Origin of the sequence: Lacticaseibacillus pantheris DSM 15945 = JCM 12539 = NBRC 106106 (genome assembly GCF_001311175.1) — a bacterium.
Taxonomy (GTDB): domain Bacteria; phylum Bacillota; class Bacilli; order Lactobacillales; family Lactobacillaceae; genus Lacticaseibacillus; species Lacticaseibacillus pantheris.
In genome coordinates this window covers 1-12723 of sequence record NZ_BBAI01000025.1, presented here as the reverse complement: position 1 = coordinate 12723, position 12723 = coordinate 1, and the positions used below count along the sequence as shown (strand labels likewise).

The window sequence follows — 12723 nt, the reverse complement described above, 5'->3', positions numbered from 1 at the left end:
ATGGCCTTCGTGGCCCCGTACATCTTCAAGCTTTTGCACATGGCCGTTGCTTGGCGGGTCGGGCTACTATTCATCGTTCTCGACAGCATCTTTGCCTGGTGGATTGGTCGCCAAATTAAGCAGCACCAGCTACCTTGGTGGACCATCATTGTGTTCCCCATCCTGTTTGCGCTGATGGTTTTCCTGCGGTTCACGAAGTATGATTACTGGATGGCGCTATCTACTTGTGATTAGCGCGCTTGCTTGGCTAAAGGACTAGTTTTTTTTATGCTATCCGGGTTATATTTAAATTAAGAAATTTTGAGTGTAGGAGGTCGGGACAAAGATTCGTTTGTTCCGATTTTTTTTCTCATTAGGGAGACGGTGGCAATGGCTGAAGAACCAGAACTGACGCAGGAACAGGTTTATGATATCTGCGCAAAGTACATGAATGAAGAACACTTGGCCTTCGTGCAAAAGGCGTATGACTTTGCGGCGTACGTCCACAAGGATCAGCTACGGAAGAGTGGCGAACCGTACATCATCCACCCGATTCAGGTGGCCGGTATTTTGGCCCAGCTGAACATGGATCCGGCGACGGTGGCTTCCGGTTACCTGCATGACGTGTTGAAGACACCAAAGTGACTCTGGGCGACATCAACGAGCTGTTCGGCCGTGACGTTGCGGTGATTGTTGACGGTCTGACCAAGCTGAGCAAGGTCAAATACGTTGCCCACAAAGACGAGCTGGCCGAAAATCACCGCAAAATGCTCATTGCGATGGCTAAGGACCTCCGCGTCATCATGGTCAAATTGGCCGACCGTCTGCACAATATGCGGACGTTGATGCACATGCCACCGGACAAGCAGCGGCGGATTGCCCAGGAGACGCTGGACATCTTTGCCCCGCTGGCTGACCGACTAGGGATTAGCACCATCAAGTGGGAGCTCGAAGATTTATCGTTGCGGTACCTGAACCCGCAGCAGTACCACCGAATTGCCTCACTGATGAACTCCAAGCGGTCCGAACGGGAGCAGTACATTCAGTCGGCCATTACGGACATCAAACGCGGTTTGGCCGACCTGCACATTGAATACGAAATCTATGGGCGGCCGAAGCACATCTACTCAATCTACAAGAAGATGCGCGATAAGCATAAGCAATTTGATGAGCTGTACGACCTCCTCGCCGTGCGGGTCATCACCAAGTCCATTAAGGATTGTTACGCGGTACTAGGTGCCATTCACACCGAGTGGAAGCCGATGCCAGGGCGTTTTAAGGACTACATTGCCATGCCCAAGGCGAACATGTACCAAAGTATCCATACCACGGTGATTGGTCCCGAAGGCAAACCTTTGGAAGTACAAATCCGGACCGAAGAAATGCACCAGGTCGCTGAATATGGGGTTGCAGCGCACTGGGCCTACAAGGAAGGCCAGACCAGCGAGGTGCAGTACGACGCGGCGGGGAAGAAGCTCGACCTCTTCCGGGAAATCCTGGAAATTGGGGATGAGTCCACGGATGCGCACGACTTCATGAAGAGCGTCACGGGTGACGTCTTCACGGACCGTGTGTACGTCTTTACTCCGAAGGGTGAGGTTTACGAACTCGCCAAGGGGAGTAATACGCTCGACTTTGCCTACATGGTGCACACGGAGGTGGGTAACCACACCGTGGGGGCCAAAGTGAACGGCAAAATTGTGCCGCTCACCTACCAGCTCAAAAACGGGGACATCGTCGAGATGCTGACGGCCAGCAATAGCCAGCCCAGCCGCGATTGGATTAACCAGGTATTCACGTCGCGCGCGCGGAACAAAATCCGGCGCTACTTTAAGCAGGCGGACAAAGGCGAAAACGCCGAAAAGGGCCGGGACATGCTGGAGCACCAGCTACTCGATATGGGTCTGCACCCGGGGGACTTCCTGACCGGTGCGCCACTGAAGACGGCTCTCAACCGGTTTAATTTCAATACGGAAGACGAATTGATGAGCGCCATTGGTTACGGCGAACTCACCGCACAGGTGGTGGCCAACCGCCTGACCGAGCAACAGCGACACGCCAAGGAGGAGCAGGACCAGCGCGACCGTGAACGGGAAATTCTAGAGTCTAACCAGAAGGTCACCACGGTGGCTAAGGAGCGCAAACAACCGCACGCGGGCCAATCAGTGACGGATGACGGCATCATCATTGAGGGTGTCGACAACTTACTGGTGCACCTGGCCAAGTGTTGTCTGCCGGTGCCGGGTGATGAAATTGTGGGCTACGTGACCAAGGGGCGTGGGGTGACTATTCACCGCGCAGACTGCCCGAACATCACGGCGCACCCTGAAGAGGCCAACCGGTTGCTGGAGGTACACTGGCAGTCCAAGACGGATCAGAACCAGAGCTTCAACGCGGACCTGGAAATTTACGGCTACAACCGCAACGGCCTGCTCAATGAAGTGTTGCAGGTACTGAATGCCCAGACCAAGAACCTGAACAACATTAACGGGCGTGTGGACCACGACAAGATGGCGGACATTCACGTAACGGTGGGCATCAACAACCTGGCTCACTTGGAACGCATCATGGAGGCCATCAAGAACGTACCGGATATCTACGAGGTTAAGCGTACTAACGGTTAACTTTATTGGGGAGGATTTTATGCGAATAATCGCGCAACGGGTCAGTAACGCCAGCGTGGCCATCGCGGGCAAAGTAGTGGGTGCTATCGATGGCGGCTACATGGTATTAGTCGGCGTCGGTCCCAACGACGCACCGGAAGAAGCGGATAAACTGGCGCAAAAACTGGTTAAACTCCGCGTATTTAGCGACGACGCGGGCAAGATGAACCGTAGCTTGTTAGACGTGGGAGGAGCGGTGTTGTCCATCTCTCAGTTCACGCTGTATGCTGATCTGAAAAAGGGTAACCGACCGAGCTTCACCGGCGCGGCGGGTCCCGAACTGGGGCGCGCGCTGTACGAACATTTTAATGCGGAACTCGCACGGTTAGGCGTTACCGTCGCTACGGGCGAATTTGGCGCGGACATGCAGGTGACGTTGACTAACGACGGGCCGGTGACCATGACGATGGATACGGAGGCGATGTAGGGTGGACGTAATCTGGGACTTTGACGGGACGCTGTTCGACACGTATCCGGGGATGATGGCCGCTTTACGGGCGGTTCTCGCTGGCTACGGTGACCAGCGCACTACGGAGGAACTATTAGTCGCGGCCAAGCAGGATTCGGTTCGCGCTATCCTCCGTGACTTTGCCCAAACGCACCCGGACGCAACGCTGGCCGGCCTCGACCAGGCGTACCACGCCAAGGAGCACGACACCAACCTCCAACCGCTACCGTATCCGGGCGCACGCACCGCACTGGATGCGGTGGTGAAGGCTGGTGGTCGCAACTTCCTGTGGACGCATCGCGATGACGTTGCGTGGCGGTTGCTTGACCGCAACAATCTCCGCGGCCTCTTTGCTGGCGGGACCACAATCAGCATGCACTTTGCGCGTAAGCCGAACCCCGAGTCACTGCTATACCTACAACGCGAGTTCGGGTTAAGCGCCACCGGACGGTCGTGGTGGGGGACCGCGCGTTAGACGTGGCGGCAGGTAAGGCCGCGGGTTTTGCCACCATCTACATCGACATAGATGGTCTGCATGCTGCTCCTGCCGCGACGGAGACGGTCACGGCACTGACTGAGGTGCCCGCGGCATTGGCACGGTTAGCACAAATGATGGACTAAAAAAAACTTTGCGGCATCCCGTTTTGTGGGTATGCTGCAAAGCTTTTTAGATGCTACCGCGAGCCACTCTCAAAGTAGCTCCGTAATCCGTTCACCACGTCGTTCGCAACTTTTTGCTGGTAAGCGGTGGTTTGAATTTTGCTGAAATCCGTATCGTCATTAATGTAACCCATCTCTAGTAATACGCTGGGCTGCTTGTTGTCCCGTAACACTTCAAAGTCGCCGAACTCGATACCGCGACTAGGCGTACCCACACCTTTGAGGGCAACGTTGAGGTTGCGCGCGAGGCTGATGTCCTTCTTGGAACTGTAATAGTACACGGTGTGACCGCTGGCCTCGTTAGTGTCAGGCGTGGAATCAAAGTGGATCGAGATAAACGCGTCCGCTTTGACTTGATGCGCAATTTTAGGCCGCTTCGCTAGGCTGACAAAGCTGTCATTGCTGCGGGTCATGACTACGTTGGCCCCCGCAGCGGCGAGGGCGGAGCGAATAGCCTCGGCCGTCTTGAGGGTGTATGTTTTTTCGTATTTATCCGTGGTCGAAAGGGCGCCGGTATCGCTACCCCCATGGCCAGGATCAAGCACGATGGTGGCCTCTGCTAGACTCGTGGAGGTGGCGGTGCTGGCCCCATTGCTAGGCGTGGAGACGACCCAACTCGCAATGTATCCCGTGGTGCCATCACTGGTCTTAACCTCGTACCAGTCGCCGCTTTCACCAACGACGGCCAGACTAGTGTTAGCTGGGAGCTCTTTGGCTACGGAGCCGTTAATTCCGGCCGTGTGCCGTAGGTTAGCGGTGCGCTTTGTCTTAACCGTTAAGTTGGCAGCAGCGGCGGCGCTCGCCGAAGCAACGGCCTGGTCCGAGGTGGAAACGGTCGTGCTGGTCCCACTCAGTTTCACGTACTTGCTACTAATCCAGGCAGCGGTGCCATCATAGATAATTTGGCTCCAGGCACCCTCCTGGTAGACCACTTTGATTGCGGCTCCAGCTTTTAGTGAGCCTAGCTTGCTGGCACTCTCGGTTGAGGAGGCCCGCACGTTGACGGCGGCCGTAGTTACACCAGATTTGGCTGCACCGGTGGTGGCCTCGTTATTATTCACTAACCAACTGGCAACCCACCCAACACGGTTACCGGGCATCCGCACTTTGTACCACGAATTTTGTTTATCGATAATAGCTAATTGGGTACCGTGGGTGACCTGCCCCTCGACGCCGTACGAAAGGCCGGGGCCTTGACGCACGTTGACGACGGTGGCATCCACGTCCACATTCTGGGTGTTGGCCAACATTGCGGTGGTCGCGATGGCGATAATTAAAAGAATACTGGTGGTAATAATGAGGGGCCACCGTTTGAGGTGGGCCCGATTGGCTTCGCGTTGTTCCTTACGCATGTTGACACAACTCCTTGTGGTAATAAAACGGCGATCGGTTGATCCCGTTCACCGTTACTTAAACAAATCCTAGTATAACAAAATCAGTGTGATTATCGGGAAGAATGACCACACAATCACAAATATTTACGGTTTAGCAACTATGGGATGAGTGCCAGCGGCGTTGGCCGGGCTGGTTAGCTACGGCTTTCGTGGGGCGCTCCATGGTAATCCACTGCTAGGGCGAAGGCTCCAACCCGCCAAGTACGGGCGTGTTTCCGCCGCGATTCCGAGCCTGCCCGGAAACACGCCGGTCAGGCTCGGAATTCGTCGCGTTCTAATGGCTAAAGTCATAAGAACGTTACACCCCGGCAGTGGTTACCATTCCGACCCCACACTACGCTAACCAGCCCGACCACCGCGGCCTCTTACTACCGTTGCATTAGAATCTTCAGTTATGAGATTCACCATCGGATATATTTCTACCAGCGGATTTTCAATATCCTGTGGAAACATTTGGCAAGTAATTCTGCTAACTGTCATGCTATTGTTAGTGGAACAGCCATGGTCGAGTGATACTGTACGCGGTCCGCCCTGTGCTATAACCGGACTTGCTGGATTTGCAACAATTTTTTGCAACTTTTTTTTAGAGGATTTATTATTCGACAAAAAGTGTGTGTTATCCAACGCCTCATTGGTATGGTATCTAGAATAGATAAATTCTATTCCTCAGTCTGCAGAAATGGTAAAGAACGATGAATCATTCAAAGATTCCTACGCATATGTGGTTCTGAACGTTGGTGGTGCTGTGGGGTGCGGAGCGACTGGACCCGGAACGGTGACCGCTGTTAGGGAACGCACGCAGTTAGCGCTTCAGCGCTTACTGCGTGCTTCTCGCAGGAATGGCGTAGCAGTCCGAGAGCCTCATTTGCAGGCGACGTACAGCGCGACGAGATTAAAGACTGACGACGGTTTTTGTCGGCAGGCTTTAATTCGCACCGGAAACCGGCGTACTTTGCCGGTTGGAGGTTTCGCCCTAGCAGCGGTCACCGTGGAGCGGTCCACAAAGGCGCAGCACCACACAGCACCGCCAACGCTCAGAACCGCCACCTTTAGCAACTTTTGCAAACGTGGTTGACAGCCATATTGATAATGGTTAGTATCATTGGTGAATACTTTCGTAGCCAATGATGGACGAGAAGAGACCGCACGAAGCGACCCGGGATGGTGCAAGCCGGGAATGGTCGACAAGACAATCCTGAGGCTGATATTACTCCGGTCGCCACCGTTATGGTTGAGTAAAACAGTAAGGTGGTACCGTGCACGCACCCTTCGTCCAACGACGGAGGGTGCTTTTTATTGTCCGGCGTCGCGGGCTCCATTTGATCCTGCGACGCCGGGCGCGAAAGCACGACAAAAATTATTCACGTGGGTGGTGTGCAACCTCACCGCCACACAATAGGGGAGAGAACATATGGCATATCAACGACCAAAGGGTACTGCGGACATTTTACCCGGAGACAGTGAATCATGGCAGCACGTTGAACGTGTCGCAACGACATCTTTAACCGCTACCGCTACCACGAAATACGAACACCCATCTTTGAAAGTGCGGACGTCTTTGCCCGTTCGTCGGGTGAGACCAGCGATATCGTGTCCAAGGAAATGTATACCTTTAAGGACAAAGGCGACCGGATGATGGCGCTCCGTCCAGAGGGCACTGCCGGCGTCGTGCGGGCTTACGTCGAGAACAAGCTGTACGGGCCAGAGTTTGGTAAGCCGTACAAAGTATGGTACAAGGGCCCCATGTTCCGTTACGAACGCCCACAATCCGGACGTCAGCGCCAATTCCATCAGATTGGGGTGGAAGCATTCGGCAGTAGTAGTCCCGCCCTGGACGCTGAAACCATCGCAATGGCCCGCGACCTGCTCACCACTATGGGCGTGGCCAACCTGAAATTCGTCATCAACACGTTGGGTGATCCGGATAGTCGCGCGGCCTTCCACCAGGCGCTGATCGACTACTTGACGCCGTTCAAAGACGAACTGTCTGACGATTCCAAGGTGCGTCTTGAGAAGAACCCGTTGCGCATTTTGGATAGCAAGGATCACCACGACCAGGAAATTGTGGCCAACGCACCATCAATCCTGGACTACCTAACCGACGCCGCTAGGACCCACTTTGAGGCCGTGCAGCAGAACCTCACGACCTTGGGGATTGAATACGAGGTCGACAGCACCATGGTCCGGGGGTTGGATTACTATAACCACACCATCTTTGAGGTCATGAGCAGCAGTCCAGTCTTCGGCAGCGGCTACACCACCGTGCTTGCTGGTGGGCGCTACAACGGCCTGGTTGAGCAGCTCGGCGGCCCGGACACGCCCGGCGTCGGCTTTGCTATGGGGGTTGAGCGCTTGATGTTACTCCTGGGTGACCAGGTTGAACCGGCCCAGCTGGACACGTACATTGTCGCGATTGACCAGAGTGCCCAAGAGACGGCGCTCCAGTTAGCAACCGCTATTCGCGGCCAGGGTTACAGTGCCGACATGGACTTCATGGACCGGAAGGCCAAAGCCCAGTTTAAGTCCGCGAACAAAGAGGGTGCCCGGCTGACCATAACTCTGGGTAGCCAGGAATTGGCGGATCACACGGCCAGCGTCAAAGTGATGGCTACGGGGCAGCAGGAAGTTGTGCCGCAGTCCGACCTGACCAGCGACTTTGCCGCCGTTGTGGCACGTCTCACTGCCACCAAATAATGGGTATTTTGAAGGGAACTGATACTAATGAATAAACGTACAATGTATGCGGGTGACGTCACGGCCGCCAACCTTGGCCAAACCGTCACGCTGATGGGTTGGGTACGGAAGCGACGCAGCCTGGGTAACCTGATTTTTGTTGATTTGCGCGACCGTGCCGGCCTCGTGCAGCTGGTCTTTTCGTCCGCGCTCGACCCGGATGCGCTTGCGGTTGCCAACACGTTGCGTAGCGAATACGTCATCGCCGTGACCGGTGAAGTTAAGAACCGCGGCGAAAAGGAAATCAACCGTAACCTGAAGTCCGGCGAAATTGAGGTGGAAGTCCACGCCATTGAGATTCTGAACAAGGCCAAGACGCCACCATTTACGATTGAAGATAACGTCGACGCCACCGAAGAGTTGAAGTTGAAGTACCGCTACCTGGACCTCCGCCGGCCAGAGATGCAGGCGGCAATCATGACCCGTTCCCGGATCATGGCTTCCACCAACCGCTACTTTGAAGACCATGACTTTGTGAACATCGAAACTCCCGACCTCACCAAGAGCACGCCAGAAGGTGCCCGCGACTACCTGGTACCGTCACGTGTGTACCCAGGGACATTCTACGCATTGCCACAGTCACCCCAGCTATTTAAGCAGCTGCTGATGGGGGCCGGCTTTGACCGGTACTTCCAAATCGCGCGTTGTTTCCGTGATGAGGATCTGCGTGGTGACCGCCAGCCAGAGTTTACGCAGATTGACATGGAGACCTCATTCCTGAGTGCTGAAGAAATTCAGGACATCACTGAGGGCCTGATTGCCCAAGTAATGCAAGACGTGATGAACGTTGAAGTTGAGCGTCCTTTCCGCCGGATTACGTGGCAGGACTCTATGGACCGCTTTGGTAGTGAGAAACCCGACCTGCGCTTTGGTATGGAAATTCAGGACGTCTCGGCACTCGTCAAGGACAGTGATTTCAAGGTGTTCAGTGGCGCCGTTGCCAACGGCGGCATGGTGCGTGCCATCGTCTTGCCTGGCGGGGCGGACAAGTACTCCCGCAAGGCCATCGACAAGCAGGCCGATTACATCAAGCGTTTTGGCGCCCACGGTCTAGCTTGGCTCAAAGTCACTGACGACGGTATTTCTGGCCCCATTGCGAAATTCTTTGGTGATGGTCGCGAACTGACTGACGCGTTAGGAGCCAAGAGTGGCGACATGGTCATGTTTGCTGCCGACAAGTTCAAAGTGGTGGCGGATACTCTGGGCTACTTGCGTTCATACTACGGCAAGGACTTGGGTCTGATCGATGAGAACCAATTTGCCTTTTGCTGGGTTGTGGACTGGCCACTATTTGAATTCGACGAGGGCGATAACCGCTGGGTTCCAGCACACCACCCGTTCACCATGCCGAACGAAGAGGACGTACACCTGCTCGACACCGACCCACACAGTGCCCATGCTCAAAGCTATGACATTATCCTGAACGGTTACGAGTTGGGTGGGGGCTCCATCCGTATCCATACTCGCGAGATTCAGGAGAAGATGCTGAAGGCGCTCGACTTCACTCCCGAACGAGCCAATGCCCAGTTTGGTTTCCTGCTAGACGCGCTCGAGTACGGCTTCCCGCCGCATGGTGGTCTGGCCATCGGCTTGGACCGCTTTGCCATGTTGCTAGCACACAAGGACAACATTCGCGACGTGATTGCTTTCCCTAAGAACAGCAAGGCTAGCGAACCAATGACCAAGGCACCGACAGCAGTTGCTCCAGATCAGCTAGTGCCACTCGGTATCGACGTAACCGTTGACCCAACGGCAGAGGAACATGACGAACCCGAAGAATAGTTTAGTTTATAAAAATTGAAACTATCAAACAATACCCCCAACATAGTGCTGGGGGTATTTGCTTGAACTCCGAACCACGTTTTGACCGTCATCCCAGTGGGGGTTGGTCTGCGTGGTATACTTAGGGCACGATTAATTACTGGGAAGGAACCGCTATGCAAGAGCTTGACCGTTTAATTAGGCGTCACCAAAACTGGAGCCGGCTATCCGCCGCGTTTCTGTACGCCGTCTGTGTATCCGTTGCTTTGAACATGTTCTGGGAGCCAGGAGGGGTCTACGCCTCCGGAATCACCGGTGCCGCGCAACTAATTGCGGCGGTCGTCCAGCGGTGGTTCAACTTTGCGTTGCCCGGCGGCATGAAGATGAGCGACATTTTTCCAACTGGGACCTGGTTATTCCTGCTGAACGTCCCGCTGTTTATTCTGGCCTGGCGTAAAATTGGCCACCGGTTCACGATGTTCACGTTCCTCGCCGTCGTATTCTCAACCATCATGTTGCGGTTAATCCACGTGCCAACGCTCACGACCGACCCCATTATCTGCGGTATCTTTGGCGCGGTCGTGAACGGCTTTGGGACAGGCTTTGCGTTGCGTAACAATATTTCGACCGGGGGCCTGGATATTTTAGGCATCGTCATCCGGAAGCGGACCGGCTCGTCTATTGGTCAGGTGAACATCGCGTTTAACGTCGTCATTGTGATTCTGGCTGGTGCCATGTACAGTTGGCCACACGCGCTGGTATCAGCCCTCTCCATTTTCATCAACGGGCGCATCATTGATTCACTCTACACGCGCCAGCAGCGACTGCAGGTGATGATAGTGACGGCAAAGCCGCACGAGGTCATTAATACCATCCAAAGTGAATTACGGCACGGCATTACGATTGTGCACGACGTCGAGGGGGCCTTTAAGCACGAAGAAAAGACCATCTTGTTCACTGTTATTAGCCGCGCAGAGATGTACGACCTGGGTAGCGCAGTGAAGAAGGCCGACAAGTATGCCTTTGTCTCGATGACCGAGGCCGTCAAAATTATGGGACGCTTTTACGAACCGCAAATTCGATGATTAGATACAAAAAAAACCAGTACCGGAGCACCCACAATGTACGGGTGCTCCGGTACTGGTTTTTGATTAGTGTTACTTGTTGTTGTCGAACACGTCCATCCCAAGTGTTCCATGATGAGTGTGGCCGTCTCTTCAATTGACCGGTGAGCCGTGTTGATGACGGTACAGCCCAACTTGGCGTACAGTTGGTTAGCGTAATCCAACTCTTGCATCACCTGTTCTCGAGCTGAGTAGGTGGTGTCAGGGCTTAGTCCGTAAGCCAACATACGTTGACGACGAAATTCCATCAAAATTTGCGGATCCGTGGTGAGCCCCACAACTTTCTGTGGGTCAACCTGGTAGATTTCGTCCGGAATTGTGGATTTAGGAACGATGGGCAGGTTTGCCACCTTAATGTTGCGGTTAGCGAGGTAAAGGGACAAAGGCGTCTTGCTAGTGCGTGACACACCGAGGAGTACCAGGTCGGCTTTGAGGAAACCGCTGGGATCCTTACCATCATCGTAAGTCACAGCAAACTCAATGGCATCAATCTTGTTAAAATACTGTTCGTTCAAATCATGCACCCCACCGGAAATGCCGCTGGGTTCCTCGTCAAAATGTTTGCTGATGCCGCGGACAATGGGGGAGAAGACGTCGTAGTTCAACAACCCAATCTGCTCGGAATACGCCACGGCGTCCTCGGCGAAGTCGGAGGTGGCCAGCGTATTGATGACGATACCGTCGTCGCCTTTGGCCTTGTCCAGCACCTCGTGCAGTTGTGCGTGTGACTTAATGAATGGGTACCTTAAATAACGGGGGGTTAACCGGGGAAACTGGGCCGCAACTGCGTGTGCAAGTTGCATGGCCGTTTCGCCCACCGCGTCGGACAGGATGTAAAAATTAATTGTTCGTGACATGGGACCATCGACTCCTTCTGCATGAAAATGCGTGCTTTTTTTGATACCGCTATCATAGCATATTACGGCAAATCCCCGAAATAATCCGTACCATCTGGTGTAATTTTCAATTTTTATGCAGGATAGCGTTGACGCTGGTGCAACGGTTAGCTATAATATTTAAGAATTGTTGGGCCGATTCGTCCGCAATTACACCGATCCGGAGGGAGGGATAACACATGGCAAAGACAGTTGTTAAGAAAAACGAATCTCTCGACGATGCACTCCGCCGGTTTAAGCGGACGGTTTCTAAGTCTGGTACTCTGGCCGAATACCGCAAGCGTGAATTCTACGAAAAGCCAAGCGTCAAGCGTAAGCTTAAGTCAGAGGCAGCACGTAAGCGCAAGAAGCGTAAGTTTTAATTAGAGTGTACATCGAAGGATACCCGCAAATTATTGCGGGTATTTTTTTTCACGTTTTGACGCTTGACGCCTGATATCATTTCGATTGCCAAGCGATCATGTCTCGTTCTTCGTCAAACATGCGCAACGGTGACCGCTGCTGGTGGCTGGTCGTACTGGCGTGGTGGCTCCGGTTGAGCGGCTGGTCCCTGCGACCGGCTACGTGCCTCACGCTCACGCCCGTGCCGGGCTACCGCGAATTGCCGTCACGGGGACCAGCCGCTCGGTCTAGCCAATTTGATTCTGTAAATCGTAACTGCCAGTAGGCGCTGCGTACCAACTGGCATTAACTCTAACAGAACTATGGGCATGCAGCCGTCACGGGCCCCAGCCGCTCAACCTCCGCCACCACACCAATACGACCAACGGCAGAGATCTAACGTTAAGTTTACGAGTCAGCTAATAGCACCAATCCCTAATGATAAATCAATTCCAAACAAAACTGTGTGCATGCTCAGGTGACTATTAACGTCTACCAGTACCAGTTCAGCTGGGTAAAGTTTGGCCACTGAATCAAAGTTCTTTGGCTTAGAGTCCACGAACTATCGGAAACCCCCGGGCGTACTTTGGGACGAAGAAGTCACGCCCGGAGACATAGTTCCCACAGTAGCGTAAGGCCGCGTCGGTCGGACCGGTGAGCGGAGGCGTGTGGGGTCGGAATGGT

The 12723-nt window shown here is 54.1% G+C and carries 8 protein-coding genes and 3 pseudogenes; 9 read left to right on the top strand and 2 right to left on the bottom strand.

The window, feature by feature from the left end:
• From JCM12539_RS08450 to JCM12539_RS12760, 5 genes and pseudogenes are all read left to right on the top strand, one after another.
• The gene (locus tag JCM12539_RS08450) at positions 1-234 is read left to right on the top strand and encodes a hypothetical protein (RefSeq protein WP_156302147.1); all 234 of its coding nucleotides are present in this window, start codon (positions 1-3) and stop codon (positions 232-234) included.
• Positions 235-369: 135 nt separating this feature from the next.
• Positions 370-2603: pseudogene (locus tag JCM12539_RS08445) on the top strand (RelA/SpoT family protein).
• Between the two features lie 19 nt (positions 2604-2622).
• Complete coding sequence (dtd, locus tag JCM12539_RS08440; protein ID WP_054650684.1) at positions 2623-3069, top strand: D-aminoacyl-tRNA deacylase; 447 nt, start codon at positions 2623-2625, stop codon at positions 3067-3069.
• Between the two features lies 1 nt (position 3070).
• Positions 3071-3565, top strand: a complete 495-nt coding sequence (locus JCM12539_RS08435) for an HAD hydrolase-like protein (RefSeq protein WP_054650682.1) — start codon at positions 3071-3073, stop codon at positions 3563-3565.
• Complete coding sequence (locus JCM12539_RS12760; protein WP_439645132.1) at positions 3544-3711, top strand: hypothetical protein; 168 nt, start codon at positions 3544-3546, stop codon at positions 3709-3711. Before JCM12539_RS08435 ends, JCM12539_RS12760 begins: the two co-directional genes overlap by 22 nt.
• Before the next feature lie 53 nt (positions 3712-3764).
• Here the strand turns inward: JCM12539_RS12760 and JCM12539_RS08430 are convergent, their stop codons facing one another.
• On the bottom strand, positions 3765-5102 hold the full coding sequence (locus tag JCM12539_RS08430) for an N-acetylmuramoyl-L-alanine amidase family protein (protein WP_054650680.1): 1338 nt from the start codon (positions 5100-5102) through the stop codon (positions 3765-3767).
• A gap of 1453 nt (positions 5103-6555) precedes the next feature.
• Here JCM12539_RS08430 and hisS point away from each other — a divergent pair.
• The 3 genes and pseudogenes from hisS to JCM12539_RS08415 all read left to right on the top strand — a co-directional run bounded on the left by hisS (position 6556) and on the right by JCM12539_RS08415 (position 10723).
• Positions 6556-7838: pseudogene (gene hisS / locus JCM12539_RS08425) on the top strand (histidine--tRNA ligase).
• Between the two features lie 27 nt (positions 7839-7865).
• Positions 7866-9659, top strand: a complete 1794-nt coding sequence (aspS, locus tag JCM12539_RS08420; protein ID WP_054650678.1) for an aspartate--tRNA ligase — start codon at positions 7866-7868, stop codon at positions 9657-9659.
• A 155-nt stretch (positions 9660-9814) separates the two neighbouring features.
• Positions 9815-10723 carry a YitT family protein gene (locus JCM12539_RS08415; RefSeq protein ID WP_054650676.1) on the top strand — a complete coding sequence of 303 codons (909 nt, stop codon included), beginning with the start codon at positions 9815-9817 and terminating at the stop codon, positions 10721-10723.
• 98 nt (positions 10724-10821) lie between these two features.
• Here JCM12539_RS08415 and JCM12539_RS08410 read toward each other — a convergent pair.
• Positions 10822-11619 (bottom strand): annotated as a pseudogene (locus JCM12539_RS08410) (pyruvate, water dikinase regulatory protein); the annotation flags it as partial.
• 218 nt (positions 11620-11837) lie between these two features.
• On the opposite strand from JCM12539_RS08410, the gene rpsU reads away from it, so the two are divergent.
• Positions 11838-12020 (top strand): 30S ribosomal protein S21, encoded by a 183-nt coding sequence (gene rpsU, locus JCM12539_RS08405; RefSeq protein ID WP_054650674.1) that lies wholly within the window; start codon positions 11838-11840, stop codon positions 12018-12020.
• Positions 12021-12723 lie beyond the last annotated feature (703 nt).

Bases quoted from the DNA above. Each gene is read 5' to 3' on its own strand.
- JCM12539_RS08450 (WP_156302147.1), top strand. From the start codon at position 1: ATGGCCTTCGTGGCCCCGTACATCTTCAAGCTTTTGCACATGGCCGTT.
- dtd (WP_054650684.1), top strand. From the start codon at position 2,623: ATGCGAATAATCGCGCAACGGGTCAGTAACGCCAGCGTGGCCATCGCG.
- JCM12539_RS08430 (WP_054650680.1), bottom strand. From the start codon at position 5,102: ATGCGTAAGGAACAACGCGAAGCCAATCGGGCCCACCTCAAACGGTGG.
- aspS (WP_054650678.1), top strand. From the start codon at position 7,866: ATGAATAAACGTACAATGTATGCGGGTGACGTCACGGCCGCCAACCTT.
- JCM12539_RS08415 (WP_054650676.1), top strand. From the start codon at position 9,815: ATGCAAGAGCTTGACCGTTTAATTAGGCGTCACCAAAACTGGAGCCGG.
- rpsU (WP_054650674.1), top strand. From the start codon at position 11,838: ATGGCAAAGACAGTTGTTAAGAAAAACGAATCTCTCGACGATGCACTC.